The sequence below is a fragment of the Brevundimonas sp. genome (assembly GCF_041648615.1).
Classification (GTDB): Bacteria; Pseudomonadota; Alphaproteobacteria; order Caulobacterales; family Caulobacteraceae; genus Brevundimonas.
Genome location: NZ_JBAZOS010000014.1, coordinates 39,905 through 61,110 on the forward strand (window position 1 = coordinate 39,905; position 21,206 = coordinate 61,110).

Here is a 21,206-nt window from a genome sequence, read left to right on the forward strand (position 1 = left end):
GCCATGGCAGCCTCCGCCGATCTCCCCCCCGACGCCCGTCGCCTGCCGCGCCCCCGCGTGGCCATGAAAGGCCAGTTGCTGCACGGCATTCACCGGGAAGCGGCCGATGTCGTGATCCGCAATCTCACCGAAGGCGGCGCCAAGGTGCGTCTGACGTCCACCGTCAACGCCGCGACCGGGGACCGGCTCGTTCTGCGTCTGCCCACCGGCGATCGCCCGTGCGCGGTGGCCTGGAAATCCGGCGACGAGATCGGCCTGCGCTTCGATCCTGCCTAGCGATAGTAGCCGTAATCACCGGGCCGCGGCACGCGCGTATAGCCGTACCGGCCGTCGCGGTTGTAGCCGCCGAAGCCATAGCCGCAGGGATCGTCCCGCTCCGACAGCTGGTTGCCCAGCAGGCCGCCGGCCAGGGCGCCGATGGCCGCCCCGCGCTCCCGGTCGCCTTCGCCCGCGATCGCCGCCCCGACCGCCGCGCCCAGCGCCGCGCCGGACGCGGTCACATACTGCCGGTTCCGCTCATAGTCGCGCTGGCAGGCCGAAGCGTAGTTGTCCGTCGTCGCGCAGCCCGTCAGCGTCAGCCCGCAGACGGCCACCGCCGCCAGTTTGATCATCCCGTGCATTCCATCACTCCTTGCAGCCCGTTGATCCAACTCCGGAAGGACGCGGTGTGTTCCGGGCCGCGCCCATCCCGCCCCCCGTCCGTGCATCCCCGCGACCCGAAGGGCGGCGCGTAGCAGCCAAGGCGGGGACCCGGTTTGAGCGACAGCGAGGCTGGTTGAACGAACCGGCGCTCGGTCAGACACCGGCGGTGCGGCCAAAGCCTGGGTCCCCGCCTTCGCGGGGATGCACGGTGAGTTCCGGTGCGAGACGTTCGCCGTGAAACAGACGATCTCGCCCCGTTAAACAGCTGATATCGATACACTCTCCGGCCCGACTAGCGTCATTTGCCCGCCATAGCTGGAGCGGCCCTTATCCTTCTCCCCATCCCGTCGGTGGGGAGGGCGTCGGATCCACGCTTCTCGATGGCGGCGGGCTGTGGTCGAGCGATGAAGCCCGGGGGACGCAGACCTCGGGGGTCCTTGAGGACGTCGATGGATGGCGTCTTCCTGCTCGCCGCGCGCCTCCTGTGTGGGACCTCTCGGGCTACAGGCCTGCACGTCCTCCCCCGTCCGGGACCGCGAGGAACCGTCCGGGAGTCGGCAAGGCCCGAACAGGGCCGGCGGCCGGCGGGCGCGTGGAAAACGACGACGCGGGGCGGCTGTCTCGTCGAAACGGTAAAACTGCAAACGCACCGGGCGAGCCCGGTCGCCCCGCGCCCTCCCCGAACTTTTCGGCGAATACGCCGAAGAGCGATGACGCACGTCCTTGGCGCAGCGACCGGGTGGGGGCGGCTCGGCGATCCAGACACCGGCGCCCGCCTCGCCCGGCCCCTCCCACCCTGTCGTCGCTGGCGCGCCGACATCCCGCCCTCGAGCGGGAGGAAGAATGAGTCACCCCTACCCCTTAAGCCCTAACCCCTGACCCCCGCCCTTCACCCCTCCCCTCCGACAGGCTATCTCCCGCCCCATGACCCTCCCCCACGCCCTGAACGGCCTGTCCGACATCGCCGCGGACTACGACATCCTGCTCTGCGACGTCTGGGGCGTGATCCACAACGGGCGCGAAAGCTGGCCAGCCGCCTGCGAGGCCCTGACCCGCTTCAACGACGGCCACGGCCACGTCGTCCTGATTTCCAACTCCCCGCGTCCCTCGTCCGACGTGGTCGCCCAGCTCGACGGCCTCGGCGTGCCGCGCGACAGCTGGCGCGCCTTCGTCACCTCGGGCGACGCCACCCGCATGGAGCTGGCCAAACGCGCGCCCGGGCCGGCCTGGATCATCGGTCCCGACCGCGACTGGCCCCTCTATGACGGCCTCGGCCTGAAGCCGGCCGGCGGCGCCGAGGACGCGGCCTTCATCTCGGTCACCGGCATGATCGACGACGAGACCGAGACCCCCGACGACTATCGCGACCGCCTGACCGCCGGCGCCGCGCGCGACCTGGAGCTGATCTGCGCCAACCCGGACCGCGTGGTCCAGCGCGGCGACAAGCTGATCTGGTGCGGCGGTTCGCTGGCCGATCTGTACGAAAGCCTCGGCGGCCGCGTCACCATGGCCGGCAAGCCCTTCGGCCCCATCTACGATCTGGCCCTGCACGAAGCCGCCGATCTGCTCGGCAAGCCCGTCGACCGCTCGCGCGTCCTGTGCATCGGCGACGGCGTCGTCACCGACGTTCTCGGGGCCAACAAACAGGCGCTGGACTGCCTGTTCATCGCCCAGGGCATCCACGGCGACGCCGCCCGCGGCCCGGACGGCCGCCTCGATCCGGCCCGCGCCGCCGACCTGCTGAAAGCTGAAACAACCTACGCCCGACACGCCATGCTCGATCTGACGTGGTGAGCGGGTGCAAATCGCGCTAAGGCCGGATCATGGCTGAACTTGTCACGCAACACCCCTCCGGCGGCTACATCCTGGAGGAGCTTCAGGTCGGCATGACCGCCGAGAAGATCATCCCGGTCACCGAACAGCGCATCCAGCAGTTCGCAGAGGCCTCGGACGACTTCAACCCGGTGCACATGGACGAGGCCTTCGCCTCGAAGACGGCCTATCGCGGCCGCATCGCCCACGGCCTGCTGTCGGCCTCGTTCGGCTCGGCCGTGGTCGGCACCATCCTGCCCGGCGCCGGGGCCATCTACATCTCCCAGACCCTGCAGTTCCACGCCCCGGTCCGCATCGGCGACGACGTCGTGGTCCGCATCAGCGTCGTCTCGGTCGATCCGGAAAGCGCCCGGGTCGAGCTGGATTGCGAAGGCTTCGTCGCCGGCAAGCTGATCATGGCCGGCGTCGCCACGGTCCGCGTGCCCCGCCGCCGGCGCCCCGCGAAAGACTGACTTGGTCGCGATCGTCACCGACTGGCGCGGCCTGCCCGACGGGCTGAAGGGCGCCGCCGTCGCCATCGGCGCCTTCGACGGCGTCCATCGCGGCCACCAGGCCGTGATCGCCAGCGCCCGCGAGGCGTCGCGACGGATCGGCGCTCCCCTCGGCGTGGTCAGCTTCGACCCCCATCCGCGCCGCTGGTTCCAGCCCGACGCCGCCCCCTTTCGCCTGATGACCCCCGACCAGATGGCCCGCGCCATGGAGCCGCTGGGCGTCGACCGCCTCTACCTCCTGCGCTTCGACGCCGAGATGGCCGGCATGTCGGACGAGGCCTTCGCCCGCGACGTCCTTTCGGCCGGTCTCGGCATTCGTCACGCCGGCGTCGGTTTCGATTTCACCTACGGCAAGGGCCGCACGGGCTCGCCCGAGGCCCTGCGTCGCCACGGCGAAACCCTCGGCTTCACCGTCAGCGTCACCGAACGCATCGACGATCCCGACGGGCTGAAACTGTCATCCTCCGCCGTTCGCGAAGCCCTGAAAGCCGGCGACATGGCCCGCGCCAACGCCATCCTCGGCCGCCCCTTCGCCATCCAGGGCGAGGTCGTCCACGGCGACAAGCGCGGCCGAACCATCGGCGTCCCCACGGCCAACGTCCGCATGGGCGACTACATGCGCCCCGCCTACGGCATCTATGCGACGCGCACCCGCCTTCCGGACGGCCGCGTCATCGACGGCGTCGCCAATCTCGGCGTTCGTCCCATGTACGAACTGCCCGAACCCCTGCTCGAGGTCTGGCTGTTCGATTTCGACGAGGACCTCTACGGCCGGACGGTCGAGACCGAGCTGGTCGCCTTCCTGCGCGGCGAAATGACCTTCGACGGCCTCGACGCCCTCAAGGTCCAGATCGACGCCGACGCAGCCGCCGCGCGGGCCGCCCTCAGCTGATGGCGGCCATCAGCTGCTCGGTCAGAGGCTTTTCACCGGGCACGAGGACGTCGCTGACCTTCCACATCGCCCCCTCCTTCACCAGCTTCAGCGTCTGCCGCTTCGTCTCGCCCATATTGGTGAACACCACCGCCGCCTCGGCCGCCTGCGGCCCTGATTGAGTCACCGTCACCGAATCCAGGGTGAAGTCGCCGCTGTCCTGACAGGCGCAGATCGGGTCGTAATTCAGCGTCGGAACCTCGCCCGCCGCCTTGGCGAAATCCGCGCCGATCATGGCGTTCAGCATCCGGTCGTAGATCGGATCCCGCCCCGGCGCCGGCGCCTCGCCCATCCCGGCCCCGGGCGTAGCGTGCACGGCGTACAGGGCCCGGACGAATTCCTCGGGCCCGACCTTCGCGGCCTCATAGACGGCGGGCCGCCCGGGCGGCAGGGCGGCGGGCGCATCGGCCGGCTCGGGCGCGGCCCCTTCCGGCGAACAGCCGGCGAGACCGGCGAACACGGCGGTGGCGATCAGGACATGACGCATCGGACCCTCCCAGGACGCCCGACTATCCCGCCGCCATCCCCGCCTGGCAATCCCGACTGGCGTCCGGCCCTCGCCGTCTGCTAGACCGTGTCCACCATGACCGTCCGCGTGTTTCGCCCGATTTCGATTAGCCGCCCGGCGTAGCGCCGCAGGGCCGAAAGGCCTCGTGCACGCCGGGATCGACACGCGCCGAACCAGCCTTCCCGGCGATGGCGCATCGAAAACTACGCGAACGATCACAAACGACGAGACGAGACTTCATGGCCCCCGAGTCCGACAAGCCCAGCGACACGCCCTCCACCGCCCGCGATTATCGCGAGACGGTCTTCCTGCCCGAGACGCCCTTCCCCATGCGCGGCGGCCTGCCGCAGAAGGAACCGGCGATCATCGCGCAATGGGGCGACCTCTATTCGGCCCTGCGCAAACAGCGTCAGGCCGAGGGCGCGCCCCTCTACGTCCTGCATGACGGCCCGCCCTACGCCAACGGCGACATCCACATCGGCCACGCCCTGAACAAGACGCTGAAGGACTTCGTCGTCCGCAGCCGCTTCCTGCTCGGAAACGACGTCGACTACGTCCCCGGCTGGGACTGCCACGGCCTGCCGATCGAATGGAAGATCGAGGAACGCTATCGCGCCCAGGGCAAGCGCAAGGACGAGATCTCCAGGGCCGAGTTCCGTCAGGCCTGCCGCGAATACGCCACGGGCTGGATCGACGTGCAGCGCGACCAGTTCAAACGGCTGGGCGTCCTCGGCGACTGGGACCACCGCTACGCCACCATGGACTTCACCACCGAAGCCGCCATCGTCGCTGAATTCCACAAGTTCAAGAACTCGGGCCAGCTGTACCGCGGCTCCAAGCCCGTCATGTGGTCGCCGGTCGAGCGCACCGCCTTGGCCGACGCCGAGATCGAATACCACGACCACGTCAGCCCGACCGTCTGGGTCAAATTCCCGGTCACCGGCGCGACCGACGATCATCCCGACGACCTGCTGGCCTTCCGCCACGCCAATCCGTCGGTCGTGATCTGGACCACCACGCCATGGACCATCCCGGCCAACCGCGCCATCAGCTACGGCCCCGAGATCGCCTATGGCCTCTATGAGGTCACGGCCATGGAGACCGGACTCGAGTTCGAGCCCTGGGCCAAGCCGGGCGACCGGCTGATCGTCGCCGACAAACTGGCCGGGGACGTCTTCAAGGCTGCCAAGATCGCGACCTGGACCCGCGTCGACGGCCTGAACCCCTCGGGCCTCGAATGCGCCCATCCGCTGGCGGCGCTCGCTCCCGGCTACGGCTTCTCCGTGCCCCTGCTGGCCGGCGACCACGTCACCGACGACGCGGGCACGGGCTTCGTCCACACCGCCCCCGGCCACGGCGCCGACGACTTCGAGGTCTGGAAGGCCCACGGCCACCACGAGGTGCCCGACACCGTCGACCCCGACAGCGCCTACTACGACCACGTCCCCCTGTTCGCCGGCCTCAAGGTGCTGGAGACCGAGGGCAAGAAGACCGGCAAGTTCGGCCCCGCCAACGGCGCGGTGATGGATAAACTGATCGAGGCCGGAAACCTGCTGGCCCGCGGCCGGATGGAGCATTCCTATCCCCACAGCTGGCGCTCCAAGGCCCCGATCATCTTCCGCAATACGCCCCAGTGGTTCATCCGCATGGACACGCCGCTGGAGGATGACGGAACCCTGCGCGAGCGGGCGCTCGAGGCGATCGACAAGACCGATTTCCACCCCGAGGCCGGCCGCAACCGCATCCGCTCCATGGTCGAGAGCCGGCCCGACTGGCTGATCAGCCGCCAGCGCGCCTGGGGCACGCCGCTCGCCATGTTCGTCGACAAACAGACCGGCCAGCCCCTGATCGACGCCGACGTTGACGCCCGCATCACCGCCGCGGTGGCCGAGGGCGGCGCCGACGCCTGGTTCACCCGCCCCGACGCCGACTTCCTCGGCGCCTACGACCCTGCCCGGTTCGAGAAGATCGAGGACATCCTCGACGTCTGGTTCGACTCCGGCTGCACCCACGCCTTCACGCTCGAGACGCGCGACCCGACGCACGGCTACACCGGCGACCGCCCGTCGCACTGGCCGGCCGACCTCTATCTCGAAGGCTCGGACCAGCACCGCGGCTGGTTCCAGTCCAACCTGCTGGAAGGCGCCGGCACCCGCGGCCGCGCCCCCTATGACGCCGTCCTGACCCACGGCTTCACCCAGGACGAGAACGGGGAGAAGATGTCCAAGTCGCGGGGCAACACCACCGATCCCGCGACCATCATCAAGGAATCCGGCGCCGACATCCTGCGCCTGTGGGTTTCGCTGGTGGACTATGCCGAGGACCAGCGGATCGGGAAGCAGATCCTGCAGACCACGGTCGACGCCTACCGCAAGCTGCGCAACACCGTCCGCTATCTGCTCGGCGCCCTGGTGGGCTTCGACGAGGAGGAGCGCCTGCCGCTGGACCAGATGCCGCCGCTGGAGAAATTCATCCTGCATCGCCTGTGGGAACTCGATGGCGACGTGCGCAAGGCCTACGCCGAATACCGCTTCCAGGACGTGGTGCGGCCGGTTCTGGAATTCTGCTCCAACGACCTTTCGGCCCTCTATTTCGACATCCGCAAGGACAGCCTCTACTGCGACCGGTCCGACGCGATCCGCCGCCGCGCCGCCCGCACGGTCATGGACGCCGTCTTCCTGCGCCTGACCGCCTGGCTGGCCCCGCTGACGCCCTTCACCATGGAGGAAGCCTGGGGGACGCGCTTCCCTGACGCCGGCTCCAACTGCGCCCGGGTGATCCCTGAGACGCCGGATAAGTGGCGGAACACCGGCGAGGCCGAACGCTGGGCCGGCGTGCAGACGGTGCTCGAGATCGTCAACGAGTCGCTTGAAGCCGCCCGCCGCGAGAAGATCATCGGCGGGGCGCTGGACGCCTGGCCCGTGGTCACGGGCCCCGCCGACATATTCGCGCCGTTCGAAGGCCTGGACGCGGCCGAGGTGTTCCGCACCTCGGGCGCGGAGCTTGTCCCCGGCGGAGACGCGGTGACGGTCGATGTGCGTCTGGCCGACCATCCCAAATGCGCCCGCTCGTGGCGGCGCGTGCCGGATGTCGGCTCCGATCCCGCCTATCCGGAACTCAGCGCCCGCGACGCGGACGCCGTGCGCTGGTGGGATTCCCGGAACGCGTAGGACGGATCGAAAATCGGCGGAGCCCCGGACCGGTGGAACTCGCCTGCGTCCGGAAATGACGCAGGCGCATGTTTCCCTGACCGAACCCGCCGGGTCCGGTCTTTGACAATCGAATGCAGGGGAGGACGCCTCCACCAACCCGCTTGTCCGGACGATCCGGACGGTGTTTTCCGCCGTCCGCGCCGGTCCGCGCCATGAGGTGCCCGGGCGCGGGCCCCGCCCGGTGTTGTCGCTGACAGCCCCGCTATCGGCCGGTCTGGCGTTCTTTCACGGGGATCATCAGATAGCGGACGCCGTTGGCCTCTGCCGGGGGGAAGCGGCCGGCGCGTATGTTGACCTGGATCGAGGGCAGCAGAAGCTTCGGCGCGGACAGGGTGGCGTCACGCGTGGTGCGCATCGCCACGAAGTCGTCCTCGCTGACGCCGTCGCGAATGTGGATGCTGTCGCGGCGCTGGTCGGCGACGGTGGTTTCCCAGGCGTAGTGGTCGCGACCGGGGGCCTTGTAGTCGTGGCACATGAACAGCCGCGTCTCCGACGGCAGATCCAGCAGCCTGCGGATCGACTGGTACAGTTGCCGGGCGTCGCCGCCGGGGAAGTCGGCGCGGGCCGTGCCGTAGTCCGGCATGAACAGGGTGTCGCCGACGAACACGACGTCGCCGATCCTGTAGCTGACGTCCGCGGGCGTATGGCCCGGCGTGTGCAGCACCTCCACCTCCAGCCCGCCCAGGGTCAAGCGGTCGCCGTCGCTGAAGAGCCGGTCGAAATCGCCGCCTTCGACATCGAGGTCGTTGGCGTTGAAGACCGGCCGGAAGATGCGTTGCACATCCTTGACGTGCTCGCCGATGCCGATCCGGGCGCCCGTCCTCGCCTTGATGAACGGCGCGCCGCTGAGGTGGTCGGCGTGGACATGGGTCTCCAGCGTCCAGATCACGGTCAGGCCCAGCCGCCGGGCTTCGTCCAGAATGGCGGCCGCCGAGCGGGTGTCGACCTCGCCCGAGGCCGGATCGTAGTCGAGGACCGGGTCGATGATGGCGGCTTCGCGCGTGACGGGGTCGTGGACGAGATAGCTGACGGTTTTGCTCGGCTCGTCGAAAAAGGCGCGGATTTCAGGGCGGGTGGGCATTGCAGGGCTCCCTGTGCATTCGTTGTTGACACATATATTAGCTCTTCCTAAATTAGGCAACTCTAATGGATTAGCCATGACGCAGCCCGCCGCCCCGACGATCGAAGCCCTCGCCCCGAAAGCGGCCGAGGCGTCGCGTCTGCTGCGCACACTCGCCAACGAGCACCGGCTGTTGATCCTCTGCCACCTGTCGGGGCGGCCGGAGATGCCGGTCGGCGCCCTGGTGGCCGAGGTCGGCCTCAGCCAGTCCGCGCTGTCGCAGCACCTCGCCCGCCTGCGGGCCGAGGGCCTGGTCGCCTTCCGCCGCGACTCCCAGACCCTGTACTACCGGATCGCCGACGCGGCCGTGCTGCGCGTCCTCGACGCCCTGAGCGACATCTACTGCCCCCAACTGGCGGGCGCCGCCCGCCGCCAAAACCAAGGAGACTGATCATGAGCGCCAGACCCGTCACCCCGGAAGACGCCGCCCGCCTCGTCGCGGAAGGCGCCCTGCTGGTCGATATCCGTGAGCCGGGAGAATGCGCCCTGGTGATCGCCGGCGCCCATCCCGCCCCGCTGTCGACCGGCGCGGCGGGGATCGCCGCCCGGCCCGGCCAGCCGGTCATCTTCCACTGCCGCAGCGGCCGGCGCACCCAGATGAACGCCCGCGCTCTCGCGGGCGCCGTGGCCACCGACGACGTCTACCTCCTCGAGGGCGGAATCGACGGCTGGCAGGCCGCGGGCCTGCCCGTCCAGCGCCGGCTCTAGGCGGACGCAATGGATCCGCTTCAGTCCGTCCTGGCCCTGGGCTCCGGCTCGGTCGTCGGCTTCACCCTCGGCCTCGTCGGGGGCGGTGGTTCCGTTCTCGCCGTGCCCTTGCTGGTGTACCTTGTCGGTATCTCCAATCCCCACGCGGCGATCGGCACCAGCGCGGTCGCCGTGGCCGCCAACGCCTTGCTCAACCTGGTCAACCATGGCCGGGCCGGCGCCGTGAAGTGGCGCTGCGCCGCCGTCTTCACGGTCGCCGGGGTGCTCGGCGCCTTCGTGGGGGCCTGGTTCGGACGGCAGGTCGACGGTGAAAAGCTGCTCGCCATGTTCGCCGTGCTGATGATCGTCGTGGGCGGGCTGATGCTGCGAAACCGCAAGGGCGAGGGTCTGCCCCACGTCCGGCTGGACCGTGACAACTTCCCCAGGCTCGTCGGCTTCGGCGTTGGGGCGGGTCTGCTGTCAGGGTTTTTCGGCATCGGGGGGGGCTTCCTGATCGTGCCCGGCCTGATCGCGGCGACCGGCATGCCGATCCTGAACGCCATGGCATCGTCCCTGCTGGCGGTCACCGGGTTCGGTGTCACCACGGCGACCAGCTACGCCTTCGCGGGTCTGGTGAACTGGAGCATCGCCGGCCTGTTCGTGGTCGGCGGTCTCGGCGGCGGGCTGCTCGGCTCAAGGGCCGCGCGCCGGCTCGGCCAGCGCCGCGGCGCGCTGAACATCCTGTTCGCCGGCCTGATCTTCGTGGTCGCGATCTATATGCTCGTCCGAACCGCCGGCGCCTTCTGACGCCGCCTGCGGACTGCCAAGGAAGCGGACGCCTAGACCACCGTTCCGAACAGACGGCCGATGCCCGCGGTCGCGGCCATGGCGATCACGCCCCAGAACGCGACCCGCAGGACCGAACGGCCCAGGTTGGCGCCGCCCGCCAGGGCGCCCAGGGCGCCCAGTCCCATCAGCGCCGCCAGGGCCGTCACGCCGACCCAGATGATCAGGCCGGACAGCGGCGCCACGATCACCAGCAGCAGGGGCGGAAGGGCGCCGAGGGCGAAGGTCAGTGCGGACGTCAGCGCCGCCTGAACCGGTCGCGCCGTGGTGATCTCCGAGATGCCGAGCTCGTCCCGCGCATGAGCGCCGAGCGCGTCCTTCTCCATCAACTGTATGGCCACCTGCCGCGACAGATCCGGGTCGACGCCGCGCGCCGCATAGATCCCGGCCAGTTCGGCCACCTCCGCTTCGTGGTCCCCGGCCAGCTCGGCCGTCTCGCGGGCCAGGTCAGCCTTTTCGGTATCCGATTGGGAGCTGACGGAGACATATTCCCCCGCCGCCATCGACATCGCCCCCGCGACCAGGCCGGCGACGCCGGCGATCAGAATGCCGCTGCGCGTCGCATCGGCCGCCGCGACGCCGATGATCAGGCTGGCGGTCGACACCAGCCCGTCGTTGGCGCCCAGAACCGCAGCCCGAAGCCAGCCGATGCGGGAGACCAGATGGCGCTCGGGATGTAATGCAAGACGACTCATGGGACGGCTCCAGACCAGTGGCGCAGACTACGCCCGCGGGACGCGATCGTCGCCATCAGGGGAGACCCGGCGCCATGCGGCGCAGGGTCGGGTCCCTGAGCACATAGTGGTGGAAGAGGGCCGCGGCGGCGTGGAAGCCGATCAGCCAGTAGCCGACGGCGCCGACCGTCGTGTGCAGATTCTCGATCCGCCCGGCGAACACTTCATCGGGCGCCGCCAGCGGAGGAAGGGTGAGGCCGAAGAAGGGAACGGCCTTGTCTTCAGCACTTAGCAGCAACCAGCCCATGACGGGCATTGCGACCATCAGGATATAGAGGGCGACGTGCACGACGGTCGCCAGCACGCCTGACCAGGTGCGGGGAGCGGGTCCCCGCGGCGACAGGGCCCTGGCGGCCAATCGGATCCAGACCAGGACGAAAACCGAAAGCCCAAGCATGAAATGCCACGTCTTCAGTCCCTCGCGGACGTCACTGCCGCGTGGATAGAATTCCCGGAGCTCGATACAGGCGTAGACGGCCGCCAGAAGCGCCAGCATCAGCCAGTGCATCACGATCGAGAACCGGGAGAATGGCGGAGCGGGGCGGTCGGTCGGGAGGGCCATCGGGTGCTCCGGGGGTGAAGGAGATCAGGTTGCACAGGGAGATGAAAGCCGGTGACTGCGCCAGGGCGCTGGGGCGAAACCGCCTTACGAGGCAGCCACACGGGGACGATAGGGACGCAGCAGCGACAGACCCGCGCTGACCGCGAACAACCCCGCGCCGAGGCAGGCCAACGCGCCGATGCACGTCAGACAGTGTTCTGCGTTCGAACCGCATACATTGGCCGCCGCCATCATATGGTCGAAGGCCGCGACGCTCAGGGCCGCAGATAACGCTCCGAGAGAGCACCCGAGGGCCAACAGCCCGCTCCCCAGGAATTTGCGTTCAGACTGGTCAGTGATTGGCATAGGTCCTCCGCCCGGCAGCCGAGCAGACATTTCGCGACGCCGCATTGCGCTAGATCAAAGCGGCCTATCCCGCAGTGCGGCAAAGCCCCTTCAAGCCGAGGGGACCCGAATGCCGAATCGACCACAGGAAGACGAACTCATTGGCGGCTTCGTCCCGCTGTTTGTGACCCTCGGGGCGTTCACCGTCCTCGCCTTCCTGGCGACCGCCTTCACGGACGACGCGGCGTTCCGGTTTCACGGATACATTCTGCTGGCCGCAGGTATCGTGGCGCTCTCGGCCCTGACCCTTGGGGTCACCAACGGTCGCTTCCGGGCTGATCCCTCCCGCTACTCGGATGGCGTGATCCGCGCCGGGGTCATCGCCACCATGTTCTGGGGCGTCGTCGGCATGACAGTCGGCGTTCTGATCGCCTCGCAGCTGTCGTGGCCGAACATCTTCTACTTCCCGGACCACGGCTGGCTCAACTTCGGCCGCCTGCGTCCCCTGCACACCTCGGGCGTCATCTTCGCCTTTGGCGGAAACGCGCTGATCTGCACCTCCTTCTGGGTGGTGCAGCGGACCAGCCGGGCGCGTCTGGCGGGCGGCATCTGGCCCTGGTTTGTCTTCTGGGGCTACCAGCTGTTCATCGTTCTGGCGGCGACCGGCTATCTCGCCGGCATCACCCAGTCGCGCGAATACGCCGAGCCCGAATGGTACGTCGACATCTGGCTGACCATCGTCTGGGTCGCCTATCTGCTGGTCTTCCTCGGCACGCTCTGGAAGCGCAAGGAGCCGCATATCTATGTGGCCAACTGGTTCTACCTGGCCTTCATCGTCACCGTCGCCCTGCTTCACCTGGTGAACAACGCCGCGGTGCCGGTCGGCCTTCTGGAGGCGCGCAGCTATTCGGCCTTCGGCGGGGTCCAGGACGCCCTCGTCCAGTGGTGGTACGGCCACAACGCCGTCGGCTTCTTCCTGACCGCCGGCTTCCTGGCCATGATGTACTATTTCGTGCCCAAGCGGGTCGAACGGCCGGTCTATTCGTACCGCCTGTCGATCGTGCACTTCTGGTCGCTGATCTTCATCTACATCTGGGCCGGCCCGCACCATCTGCACTACACGGCGCTGCCGCAGTGGGCGCAGACGCTGGGCATGACCTTCTCCATCATGCTGTGGATGCCGTCCTGGGGCGGCATGATCAACGGGCTGATGACCCTCTCCGGGGCCTGGGACAAGCTGCGCACCGACCCGGTCGTCCGCATGATGGTGGTGGCCATCGCCTTCTACGGCATGTCGACCTTCGAGGGTCCGCTGATGGCGATCCGCACGGTCAACGCCCTGTCGCACTACACCGACTGGACCATCGGCCATGTGCACTCCGGCGCGCTGGGCTGGGTCGGCTTCATCAGCTTCGGCGCCATCTACTGCATGGTGCCGTGGCTGTGGAAGAAGGACCGGCTGTACTCCAACGCCCTCGTCGAGTGGCATTTCTGGATCGCGACCACCGGCATCGTTCTCTACATCACCGCGATGTGGGTCTCCGGCATCATGGAGGGTCTGATGTGGCGCGAGTACACGCCCGACGGCTTCCTCGCGAACAGCTTCATCGAGACCGTATCGGCCAAGCACATCCAGAACGTCATCCGCACCGTCGGCGGCCTGATGTTCCTGAGCGGCACGGTCATCATGTCCTACAACCTGTGGCGAACGATCCGCATGCCGTCCTCGCAAACTTCCGCGAACGTGCCGGCGACGACGATCGAGCCGCAACTCCTGCCGGCCGAGTGAGGATCGCACCATGTGGAAGAAGCACGCGAAATTCGAGCGTCACTCGCTCTGGCTGGTGATCGGCATCACCATCGTCGTCTCGATCGGCGGTATCGTTGAGATCGCCCCGCTGTTCTGGGTCGAGAGCACGATCGAGGAGGTGGAGGGCGTTCGGCCCTACACTCCGCTCGAACTGGCCGGCCGCGACATCTACATCGGCGAGGGCTGCTACAGCTGCCACTCGCAGATGATCCGCCCCCTGCGCGACGAGGTGGAACGCTACGGCCACTACAGCCTCGCCGCGGAGAGCATGTACGACCACCCGTTCCAGTGGGGGTCCAAGCGGACCGGGCCGGATCTGGCGCGGGTGGGCGGCAAATATTCGAACGAGTGGCACCAGGAGCACCTGACCGACCCGCGCGCCGTGGTGCCGGAGTCAAACATGCCTCCCTACCGGTTCCTGGCCGATCAGGACCTGGACCGGCACGCCATCCGCGCCAAGCTGCGGGCCATGGTGGCGGTCGGGGTCCCCTACACGGCCGATCAGATCGAGAACGCCGAGGCCGACCTCCAGGCCCAGGTGGATCCCTACGCCAGCAAGACCTCGGCCCTGCGCGGACGCTATGGGCCCAAGGTGGTTCAGGGCGATTTCGACGGCGATCCGAAGCGTCTGACGAAGATGGACGCCCTGATCGCCTATCTGCAGCAACTCGGCACGATGGTGGATTTCCGAACCTACCAGGCCGAAGACCCGGACAACATGCGATGAGCGGCCTCGACTATGAAACCGTGGCGCGGTTCGCCCAGCAGGGCGGCACCCTCTACTTCGGCGCTGTCTTCATCGCCGGGCTGATCTACGCCCTTTGGCCGAAGCATCGCGAGACCTTCCGCCGCCTTTCCCACCTGCCGCTCGAGAAGGACGAGGACGATCATGTCTGAACGCGAGCGCGACGAACATTCCGGCGTCGAGACGACCGGCCACGAATGGGACGGCATCAAGGAGTTGGATAATCCGTTGCCACGCTGGTGGCTGTGGGTCTTCTACGGCTGCATCGTCTTCTCCATCGTCTATTGGGTGCTGATGCCGGCGTGGCCGGGGCTCAAGGGCTACACGCCCGGGCTGCTGAAACAGTCCGACCGCGGCGACGTGGTCGAGCAGTTGGCCGCCCTCCAGGCGCAGCGTGGACGAGGCGAGACCCTGCTGATGTCGGCGTCGCTGGATCAGATCGAGGCCGATCCGGATCTGCAGGCCCATGCCCTCGCGGTCGGCCAGTCGGTCTTCGGCGACAACTGCGCCAGCTGCCATGGCGTCGGCGGCGGCGGGGCCAAGGGCTATCCCAACCTGCGCGACGACGTCTGGCTGTGGGGCGGCACCCTGGCCGAGATCGAACACACGCTCCGCGTCGGCGTCCGATCGGCCCACCCGGAAACGCGAACGTCGCAGATGCCGGCGTTCGGACGGGACGGCATCCTCAACCCCGGACAGGTCTCCGATCTGACCGAGTATGTCGTCGCCCTCTCCGGACGTCAGGCGGACGCCGCCGCCGCCGGTCGGGCGCGGCAACTGTATGCGGACAACTGCGCGGTCTGCCACACCCCGACGGGCGTGGGTAATCGCACCCTGGGCGCGCCCAACCTGACCGACCGTGAGTGGCTGTATGGCTCGGACCGCGACTCCATCCGGGGCCAGATCCACAACGGCCGCAACGGGGTCATGCCGACCTGGGAGGGCCGCTTCTCGCCCGCCGTGATCAAGGCCCTGGCGGTCTATGTCCACGTCAACGCCGGCGGCGGCGAAGCCTCCTCCGATGCGGGCGCCCCCGCAACGCCATGACGATCATCATTGACCGGACCCGCGAACGCCCGGCGACGACGGGTCCGGTCTCCGTCGCCGAGCAGCAGCGCGAAAAGGCCCGACCCAAGGGCCTGTATCAGGCTCGGGTGCCGATCTATCCCAAGCTGGTCCACGGCCGCTGGCGGTGGCTCAAATGGGCGCTGCTGATCGTCATGCTGGCGATCTATTACATCACGCCCTGGCTCCGCTGGGACCGTCCCGGCTCCCTGCCGGACCAGGCGGTGCTGGTCGATTTCGACGGCGGCCGCTTCTACTTCTTCATGATCCAGCTGTGGCCGCAGGAGGTGTATTTCATCACCGGCCTGCTGGTGGCCGCAGCCCTGGCCCTGTTCCTGGTGACCGCCCTGTTCGGGCGGCTGTGGTGCGGCTACGCCTGCCCACAGACGGTGTGGACCGACCTCTACATCCATATCGAGCGGATGTTCGAGGGCGACCGCAACGCCCGCATGCGGCTCGACGCGGCCCCGACGTCCTTCAACAAGCTGTGGCGCAAGGCCGGCAAGCACCTGGTCTGGATCGGCGTCGCCTTCGGCACCGGCGGGGCGTGGATTTTCTATTTCCACGACGCGCCCGACCTGATCCGCACCTTCTGGGTCGGGACCGCCCCGATGACGGCCTATGTGTCGTGCGCCATCCTGACCTTCACTACCTACATCTTCGCCGGCCATATGCGCGAGCAGGTCTGCACCTACATGTGCCCCTGGCCGCGTATCCAGGGGGCGATGCTGGACGACCAGTCGTTCCAGGTGACCTACCGCTACGACCGCGGCGAGCCGCGCGGTCCGCACAAGAAGGCGGAGTCCTGGGAGGGCCGCGGCGACTGCATCGACTGCAACCAGTGCGTCGTGGTCTGTCCGATGGGCATCGACATCCGCAACGGGGCCCAGCTCGAGTGCATCAATTGCGGTCTGTGCATCGACGCCTGCACCGAGATCATGGACAAGGTCGGGCGGCCCCGGGGCCTGATCGCCTATGACACCGACTCGGCGGTCGCGGCCCGGAACTGCGGTCAGAAGCCGGAGCACCGGCTGGTTCGGCCGCGCACCCTCTACTACGGCCTGGCGCTGATGCTGGTCGGGGGCCTGATGATCTGGGGCTTCAGCACGCGCGAGCAATTCGGCGTCCATGCCCTGCGGGACCGCAACCCGGCCTATGTCCGGCTGCACGATGGCGCGATCCGAAATGGCTACACTCTGAAGATCGCCAACCACGGCTTCGAGACCGCGACCGTTGAGATCAGCTACGCCGGAGTCCCCGGAGCGGCGCTGAGGATTCCGGGTCAGCCGGGCGCCGATCCGCTGCGCGTCGAGGTCGAGCCGAACCGGGTCACCCCGCTGCGCATCTTCGTCACCGTCCCCGCGGATCAGGTCGGCGAAGGCAGCCGGGACGCCGCCTTCGAGATCCGTTCCGCCGGGAAGACGACGCTCGTCCCCACCGCCTTCGAATATGGGAGCCAGCCGCAATGACCACCGGGACCAGGCCGGCGAAACCGCCGTTCGTCGTCAAGGGGTGGCACGTCGCAGCGGGCGTCGTGGCCTTCTTCGCCCTGGTGGTCGGCGTCGACGCCGCCTTCCTGGTGATGGCCTATCGCACCCATCCCGGCCAGGTCGCCCCTCGACCCTATGAGGCGGGGCTGATCTACAACGCCGAACTGGAGCGGCTCCGCGTCCAGGAGGCCCTGGGTTGGCGGGCGGGGGCCGAGGCTCGTCCGAACGGCCTGGACGTGCTGATGCAGGATCGCGACGGGCGGCCCCTCGCCGGACTCAAGGTTTCGGTCACGCTGCAACGCCCCGCGACCGAAAAGGGCCGCGCCGAGGTCGTCCTCAGGGAAACGGCGCCGGGCCAGTACGGCGCCGAACGCGCCCTCTCCGGCGCCTGGGACGCCCGGATCGAGGCGGTGGATGGCGCGGGCCGCAGCTTCATCGCCGACCGGAGGCTGACGTGGCCGTGACCTTCGACGCGGCGACCACCCCGGACATGTCGGCCTTCCTGCGCCGGGAGGAGAACGGCCGCGCCCGTCTCGACCTTCTGGTGACGGGCGCCCGTTGCGCCGGATGCATCTCGAAGATCGAACGGGAAGTATCGCGCCTGCCCGGAGTCGACTCCGTCCGTCTGAACCTGTCGACCGGACGCCTCGCCATCGGCCTGGCCAGCGCCAGCATCGATCCGGCCCGGATCATCTCGGCGCTCGACCGGCTGGGCTATCCCGCCACGCCGTTCGACCCCGGCGCGGCCATGGTCCAGCGCGACCGCGAGGGACGCCGGCTGATCCTCGCCCTGGCCGTGGCGGGCTTCGGCGCCATGAACGCCATGATGTTCTCGGTGCCGATCTGGGCCGGGCTGTTCGGCCAGGAGCTGGGGCCCGCCACCCGCACCATGATGATGTGGATGTCGGCCGCCGTCGGTGCGCCCTGCGCCATCTTCGCCGGCATGACCTTCTTCAAGTCGGCGTGGCGGTCCTTGCGCGCCGGGCGGGCGAATATGGATGTGCCGATCTCGGTCGGGGTCATCCTGACGCTGGCGATCAGTTTCTCGGAGACGATCCTGAACGGCCGCGACGCCTATTTCGACGCCGCGGTCTCCCTGCTGTTTCTTCTGCTGATCGGGCGCTGGCTGGACCATCGGTTGAGAGCGAACGCCCGCAGCGCCGCCGGAGACCTTCTGGCCCTCCAGACCGCCACGGCCTGTGTCATCGACTCCTCGGGACGCGAACGGTCGGTTCCCCTCGACGACGTCCGGCCCGGCGACCGTCTCCGGGTCCGGCCCGGCGACCGCATTCCGGTAGACGCCACCCTGGAGGAGGGTGACGCGCTCCTCGACAACAGCCTGCTGACCGGAGAGAGCCTCCCGGTACGCGTCGCCCTCGGCCAGTTATGCCGGGCCGGCGCCGTCAACACGGCCGGGCTTCTGACCCTCCGGGCCCGGGCGGCGGCGGAGGATTCGTCGCTGGCGGCCATCGCCCGCCTGATCGAGGCCGGGGCGCAGTCCCGGTCGCGTTATGTACGGCTCGCTGATCGTGCGGCGACCCTCTATGTGCCGGTGGTCCATGCGGCGGCTCTGGCGACCTTCGCCGGCGGCTGGGCGCTGGGCCTCGAGCCTCGCGAGGCGCTGATCCGGGCCGTGGCCGTGCTGATCGTGACCTGCCCCTGCGCCCTGGGCCTCGCGGTGCCCGCGGTCCAGATCGTCGCGTCGGCGCGGCTGTTTCGCCGGGGCGTGCTGGTCAAGTCCGGAGCCGCCCTCGAACGTCTGGCGGAGATCGATCACGTCATTTTCGACAAGACGGGCGTACTCACCGAGGGCCGGCCCAGCCTGATCGAGACGTCGGCGACCGTCATCGCCATGGCCGCGCCGCTGGCCAGGGCCTCCAACCATCCCATGTCGCGGGCCGTGGCGCGCGCAGCCGGTGACGGCCCGGTCGCCGACGGGGTGGTGGAGCATGCGGGCCTCGGGGTCGAGGGGTTGATCGACGGTCGACGGGCGAGACTCGGGCGTGCGGCCTTTGTCGGGGTGACCACCCTGCATTCGGTCGAGACCGAACTGTGGTTCGGCTTTGACGACGGGCCGAAGGTGCGGCTGCGGTTTTCCGACACGCCGAGGCCCGACGCGGCTCGAACGGTCGCGGCCCTTCAGGCCCGTGGTCTGACGGTCGAGATCCTGTCGGGCGATCAGGCCAGCGTCGTCGAGGCGGTCGCCCGGGCGGTCGGCGTCACCGCCTGGCGCGCCGGCCTGCTGCCCACGGACAAGGCCGAAGCCGTCGATCGTCTCGCCGCCGGGGGGCGCAAGGTTCTGATGGTCGGCGACGGCCTGAACGACGCCGCGGCCCTGGCGCGCGCCCATGCCGCCATCGCGCCGGGTTCCGCCATCGAGGCCAGTCAGAACGCGGCCGATCTGGTTCTGACCGACGATGCGCTCATGGCCGTGGTCGAGGCGATCGACGTCGCCCGCTCCGCCCGCCGCCGCGCGCTCGAGAATTTCGGATTTGCGGCGCTCTACAATCTCGTGGCCGCGCCGGCCGCCATGCTCGGGTTCGTCAACCCGTTCGTCGCCGCCCTTGCGATGTCAGGGTCGTCCCTCGTGGTCACCCTGAATGCGCTGAGGCTCAGGGGCGCGCGATGAACATCCTTCTGTTGCTCGCGCCCTTTTCGGTCTTCCTGGGGCTGATGGCGGTTGCGGCGTTCGTCTGGACGCTTCGGGCCGGACAGTACGACGACATTCGGGGAGCGGCCGAGAGAATCCTCCTCGATGACGCCGATCCGATCCCCGCCCGCCCTGACCCGGAGCATCAAGAACCGGGAGCGTCGCAAGCCGACCTCCCCGACGGCTCCTCCGGGTCGGATCCGGACGGTCCGGAGCGAAACCAGAGGGCCGGTTAACCCGCGTTCTCGCCGGCCCAGGCGGAGCTGTTGAGACGGGGGCGCCCACGGGCGGGCTATTCAAACGCCCCGGCCCTGTGGAAGCGATCGCTCCGGGTGTGATGGATCAACCTCACTGAACCCCGGCAGCGCCCGGAGCCCCGTCCCCGGGGCGGCGAATGGACCGCCTCGATCATCCAGGGCGTGCGCAGCCAAGGGAGCTCGGCCGCACCGCGTCGCCGCGGAGCGACGGCCCGAGCCCGTGCCTGCCGCAGTAGCGCGGCGTGGAGGCCCGCCACCGCCAGCACCGCGACACCATGCTGGAACCCGGACCACCGCACTCTCTGATCTGGCGGCCTTTGCCGGATCGAAATCCCGCGCGTCGAGAGAGTGTCCTACGATCCGTTCCACTGCCGCGGCGACGTTTTGCACGTCGCCCTCCGGGTCGCCCGGTTCTGCGATAGCGTGATCGTCGGCGGCGGCGTCATCGGCGGACCTCTCCGGGTCCGTCCTGAAAAATCCCAACCCGTTGGCTCGCCGGGCGGTCGGGACCTCCGACAGCCCGTCCTGCGTCACGCCGCCTGCCTTCCGGCCGCGAGCGGGCCTGGGCGCGAACCATCTCCGGCCCGTCCGGATTGTCGGCGACCCGCGCCACGGCGATGGCCCCAGGTACGGGCGGAAGATGATCGCCATGAGCGACAATGACTGAACCGGGATCCTTGCGCCGTTGATCGTCGCGCTCGCGCGTCCGGCCCAGCGGCGTCTGGCCGAGGCGCCTTGCGGCTGGCCCCGGGCTGCTGACGCCGTCGCAGGATGCCCCCGCAGGACGGCGTCTCGCCTGCGCATTCCGCGCAAACGAAAGCCCCCGCTTTCGCGGGGGCTGAACTTGTTGACTTTACTCAACAATCTTGGGTGCGGGAGCAGGATTTGAACCTGCGACCTTCAGGTTATGAGCCTGACGAGCTACCGGGCTGCTCCATCCCGCGGCAAACGGTAGTGTAAGGGAAGAGCGGTTCGAGAGATGGGCGACGGCCCAAAAATACAATCATCTATCCGTCTGGTAGACCCGGCGGCGACCTACTCTCCCGCGCCTTAAGACGAAGTACCATCGGCTCTGGAGGGCTTAACGACCGAGTTCGGAATGGGATCGGGTGGGGAACCTCCGACATAGCCACCAGGTCAACCAGGCGGATAGACGATTGTGAGAAGACATTGTCAGTCTTGGGGATTAGCCAAGTAAAAAATCGAATGAGTTTTGCTGAGAAACGATCAAGCCGATCGGATTATTAGTACCAGTAAGCTTCATGGGTCGCCCCACTTCCACACCTGGCCTATCAACGT

General features: G+C 68.5%; 21 protein-coding genes, 1 tRNA gene and 1 rRNA gene. 16 read left to right on the forward strand and 7 right to left on the reverse strand.

What is annotated here, in order from left to right; genetic code table 11:
* Positions 1-3: 3 nt before the first annotated feature.
* Positions 4-276 carry a PilZ domain-containing protein gene (locus tag WC555_RS07530; RefSeq protein WP_373252606.1) on the forward strand — a complete coding sequence of 91 codons (273 nt, stop codon included), beginning with the start codon at positions 4-6 and terminating at the stop codon, positions 274-276.
* Here the strand turns inward: WC555_RS07530 and WC555_RS07535 are convergent.
* On the reverse strand, positions 273-620 hold the full coding sequence (locus tag WC555_RS07535) for a glycine zipper domain-containing protein (protein ID WP_373252608.1): 348 nt from the start codon (positions 618-620) through the stop codon (positions 273-275). The genes WC555_RS07530 and WC555_RS07535 overlap by 4 nt on opposite strands.
* Positions 621-1,566: 946 nt before the next feature.
* Between WC555_RS07535 and WC555_RS07540 the strand changes: the two genes are divergently transcribed.
* The 3 genes from WC555_RS07540 to WC555_RS07550 are packed head-to-tail and all read left to right on the forward strand — an operon-like array spanning position 1,567 to position 3,858.
* Positions 1,567-2,436, forward strand: a complete 870-nt coding sequence (locus WC555_RS07540) for a TIGR01459 family HAD-type hydrolase (protein WP_373252610.1) — start codon at positions 1,567-1,569, stop codon at positions 2,434-2,436.
* A gap of 29 nt (positions 2,437-2,465) precedes the next feature.
* Positions 2,466-2,927, forward strand: coding sequence for a MaoC family dehydratase (locus WC555_RS07545; protein ID WP_373252612.1), 462 nt, complete (start codon positions 2,466-2,468; stop codon positions 2,925-2,927).
* 1 nt (position 2,928) lies between these two features.
* Positions 2,929-3,858 carry a bifunctional riboflavin kinase/FAD synthetase gene (locus WC555_RS07550; RefSeq protein ID WP_373252614.1) on the forward strand — a complete coding sequence of 310 codons (930 nt, stop codon included), beginning with the start codon at positions 2,929-2,931 and terminating at the stop codon, positions 3,856-3,858.
* On the opposite strand, the gene WC555_RS07555 is transcribed toward WC555_RS07550, so the two are convergent.
* Entirely contained in the window at positions 3,851-4,384 is a 534-nt protein-coding gene (locus WC555_RS07555) for a DUF3828 domain-containing protein (RefSeq protein ID WP_373252616.1), read from the reverse strand. The genes WC555_RS07550 and WC555_RS07555 overlap by 8 nt on opposite strands.
* Positions 4,385-4,644: 260 nt before the next feature.
* On the opposite strand from WC555_RS07555, the gene ileS reads away from it, so the two are divergent.
* Complete coding sequence (gene ileS, locus WC555_RS07560; RefSeq protein WP_373252618.1) at positions 4,645-7,575, forward strand: isoleucine--tRNA ligase; 2,931 nt, start codon at positions 4,645-4,647, stop codon at positions 7,573-7,575.
* A gap of 244 nt (positions 7,576-7,819) precedes the next feature.
* On the opposite strand, the gene WC555_RS07565 is transcribed toward ileS, so the two are convergent.
* The gene (locus WC555_RS07565) at positions 7,820-8,698 is read right to left on the reverse strand and encodes an MBL fold metallo-hydrolase (protein ID WP_373252620.1); all 879 of its coding nucleotides are present in this window, start codon (positions 8,696-8,698) and stop codon (positions 7,820-7,822) included.
* 76 nt (positions 8,699-8,774) lie between these two features.
* Between WC555_RS07565 and WC555_RS07570 the strand changes: the two genes are divergently transcribed.
* Genes WC555_RS07570 through WC555_RS07580 form a run of 3 tightly spaced genes read left to right on the forward strand, consistent with a single transcriptional unit; the run spans position 8,775 to position 10,231 of the window.
* On the forward strand, positions 8,775-9,128 hold the full coding sequence (locus tag WC555_RS07570; RefSeq protein ID WP_373252622.1) for an ArsR/SmtB family transcription factor: 354 nt from the start codon (positions 8,775-8,777) through the stop codon (positions 9,126-9,128).
* A 2-nt stretch (positions 9,129-9,130) separates the two neighbouring features.
* A complete protein-coding gene (locus tag WC555_RS07575; RefSeq protein WP_373252624.1) occupies positions 9,131-9,445 on the forward strand; it encodes a rhodanese-like domain-containing protein in 315 nt (104 codons plus the stop codon).
* Positions 9,446-9,454: 9 nt separating this feature from the next.
* The gene (locus WC555_RS07580; protein ID WP_373252626.1) at positions 9,455-10,231 is read left to right on the forward strand and encodes a sulfite exporter TauE/SafE family protein; all 777 of its coding nucleotides are present in this window, start codon (positions 9,455-9,457) and stop codon (positions 10,229-10,231) included.
* Positions 10,232-10,263: 32 nt separating this feature from the next.
* Here the strand turns inward: WC555_RS07580 and WC555_RS07585 are convergent, their stop codons facing one another.
* Together WC555_RS07585 and WC555_RS07590 are read right to left on the reverse strand one after the other, a co-directional pair.
* A complete protein-coding gene (locus tag WC555_RS07585; RefSeq protein WP_373252627.1) occupies positions 10,264-10,965 on the reverse strand; it encodes a VIT family protein in 702 nt (233 codons plus the stop codon).
* Between the two features lie 55 nt (positions 10,966-11,020).
* A complete protein-coding gene (locus WC555_RS07590; protein ID WP_373252629.1) occupies positions 11,021-11,566 on the reverse strand; it encodes a cytochrome b in 546 nt (181 codons plus the stop codon).
* 454 nt (positions 11,567-12,020) lie between these two features.
* On the opposite strand from WC555_RS07590, the gene ccoN reads away from it, so the two are divergent.
* From ccoN to ccoS, 8 genes are read left to right on the forward strand one after another with little or no spacing between them, the layout of a single operon-like run.
* Positions 12,021-13,679, forward strand: coding sequence for a cytochrome-c oxidase, cbb3-type subunit I (gene ccoN, locus WC555_RS07595; protein ID WP_373252631.1), 1,659 nt, complete (start codon positions 12,021-12,023; stop codon positions 13,677-13,679).
* A gap of 10 nt (positions 13,680-13,689) precedes the next feature.
* A complete protein-coding gene (gene ccoO, locus WC555_RS07600; RefSeq protein ID WP_373252633.1) occupies positions 13,690-14,427 on the forward strand; it encodes a cytochrome-c oxidase, cbb3-type subunit II in 738 nt (245 codons plus the stop codon).
* The gene (locus WC555_RS07605; protein ID WP_373252634.1) at positions 14,424-14,597 is read left to right on the forward strand and encodes a cbb3-type cytochrome c oxidase subunit 3; all 174 of its coding nucleotides are present in this window, start codon (positions 14,424-14,426) and stop codon (positions 14,595-14,597) included. Before ccoO ends, WC555_RS07605 begins: the two co-directional genes overlap by 4 nt.
* A complete protein-coding gene (gene ccoP / locus WC555_RS07610; RefSeq protein WP_373252635.1) occupies positions 14,590-15,492 on the forward strand; it encodes a cytochrome-c oxidase, cbb3-type subunit III in 903 nt (300 codons plus the stop codon). Before WC555_RS07605 ends, ccoP begins: the two co-directional genes overlap by 8 nt.
* Positions 15,489-16,979 carry a cytochrome c oxidase accessory protein CcoG gene (gene ccoG / locus WC555_RS07615; protein WP_373252637.1) on the forward strand — a complete coding sequence of 497 codons (1,491 nt, stop codon included), beginning with the start codon at positions 15,489-15,491 and terminating at the stop codon, positions 16,977-16,979. The genes ccoP and ccoG overlap by 4 nt, the downstream gene beginning before the upstream one ends.
* Positions 16,976-17,464, forward strand: coding sequence for a FixH family protein (locus WC555_RS07620; RefSeq protein ID WP_373252639.1), 489 nt, complete (start codon positions 16,976-16,978; stop codon positions 17,462-17,464). The genes ccoG and WC555_RS07620 overlap by 4 nt, the downstream gene beginning before the upstream one ends.
* A gap of 26 nt (positions 17,465-17,490) precedes the next feature.
* The gene (locus tag WC555_RS07625) at positions 17,491-19,629 is read left to right on the forward strand and encodes a heavy metal translocating P-type ATPase (RefSeq protein ID WP_373252648.1); all 2,139 of its coding nucleotides are present in this window, start codon (positions 17,491-17,493) and stop codon (positions 19,627-19,629) included.
* Entirely contained in the window at positions 19,626-19,886 is a 261-nt protein-coding gene (gene ccoS, locus WC555_RS07630; RefSeq protein ID WP_373252640.1) for a cbb3-type cytochrome oxidase assembly protein CcoS, read from the forward strand. Before WC555_RS07625 ends, ccoS begins: the two co-directional genes overlap by 4 nt.
* Before the next feature lie 888 nt (positions 19,887-20,774).
* Here ccoS and WC555_RS07635 read toward each other — a convergent pair.
* Both WC555_RS07635 and rrf read right to left on the reverse strand, forming a co-directional pair.
* Positions 20,775-20,851, reverse strand: a tRNA-Met gene (locus WC555_RS07635).
* 78 nt (positions 20,852-20,929) lie between these two features.
* Positions 20,930-21,044: ribosomal RNA gene (rrf, locus tag WC555_RS07640) — 5S ribosomal RNA — on the reverse strand.
* Positions 21,045-21,206: the final 162 nt, after the last annotated feature.

Bases quoted from the DNA above. Each gene is read 5' to 3' on its own strand.
- WC555_RS07530 (WP_373252606.1), top strand. From the start codon at position 4: ATGGCAGCCTCCGCCGATCTCCCCCCCGACGCCCGTCGCCTGCCGCGC.
- WC555_RS07535 (WP_373252608.1), bottom strand. From the start codon at position 620: ATGCACGGGATGATCAAACTGGCGGCGGTGGCCGTCTGCGGGCTGACG.
- WC555_RS07540 (WP_373252610.1), top strand. From the start codon at position 1,567: ATGACCCTCCCCCACGCCCTGAACGGCCTGTCCGACATCGCCGCGGAC.
- WC555_RS07545 (WP_373252612.1), top strand. From the start codon at position 2,466: ATGGCTGAACTTGTCACGCAACACCCCTCCGGCGGCTACATCCTGGAG.
- WC555_RS07555 (WP_373252616.1), bottom strand. From the start codon at position 4,384: ATGCGTCATGTCCTGATCGCCACCGCCGTGTTCGCCGGTCTCGCCGGC.
- ileS (WP_373252618.1), top strand. From the start codon at position 4,645: ATGGCCCCCGAGTCCGACAAGCCCAGCGACACGCCCTCCACCGCCCGC.
- WC555_RS07565 (WP_373252620.1), bottom strand. From the start codon at position 8,698: ATGCCCACCCGCCCTGAAATCCGCGCCTTTTTCGACGAGCCGAGCAAA.
- WC555_RS07570 (WP_373252622.1), top strand. From the start codon at position 8,775: ATGACGCAGCCCGCCGCCCCGACGATCGAAGCCCTCGCCCCGAAAGCG.
- WC555_RS07575 (WP_373252624.1), top strand. From the start codon at position 9,131: ATGAGCGCCAGACCCGTCACCCCGGAAGACGCCGCCCGCCTCGTCGCG.
- WC555_RS07580 (WP_373252626.1), top strand. From the start codon at position 9,455: ATGGATCCGCTTCAGTCCGTCCTGGCCCTGGGCTCCGGCTCGGTCGTC.
- WC555_RS07585 (WP_373252627.1), bottom strand. From the start codon at position 10,965: ATGAGTCGTCTTGCATTACATCCCGAGCGCCATCTGGTCTCCCGCATC.
- WC555_RS07590 (WP_373252629.1), bottom strand. From the start codon at position 11,566: ATGGCCCTCCCGACCGACCGCCCCGCTCCGCCATTCTCCCGGTTCTCG.
- ccoN (WP_373252631.1), top strand. From the start codon at position 12,021: ATGCCGAATCGACCACAGGAAGACGAACTCATTGGCGGCTTCGTCCCG.
- ccoO (WP_373252633.1), top strand. From the start codon at position 13,690: ATGTGGAAGAAGCACGCGAAATTCGAGCGTCACTCGCTCTGGCTGGTG.
- WC555_RS07605 (WP_373252634.1), top strand. From the start codon at position 14,424: ATGAGCGGCCTCGACTATGAAACCGTGGCGCGGTTCGCCCAGCAGGGC.
- ccoP (WP_373252635.1), top strand. From the start codon at position 14,590: ATGTCTGAACGCGAGCGCGACGAACATTCCGGCGTCGAGACGACCGGC.
- ccoG (WP_373252637.1), top strand. From the start codon at position 15,489: ATGACGATCATCATTGACCGGACCCGCGAACGCCCGGCGACGACGGGT.
- WC555_RS07620 (WP_373252639.1), top strand. From the start codon at position 16,976: ATGACCACCGGGACCAGGCCGGCGAAACCGCCGTTCGTCGTCAAGGGG.
- WC555_RS07625 (WP_373252648.1), top strand. From the start codon at position 17,491: ATGTCGGCCTTCCTGCGCCGGGAGGAGAACGGCCGCGCCCGTCTCGAC.
- ccoS (WP_373252640.1), top strand. From the start codon at position 19,626: ATGAACATCCTTCTGTTGCTCGCGCCCTTTTCGGTCTTCCTGGGGCTG.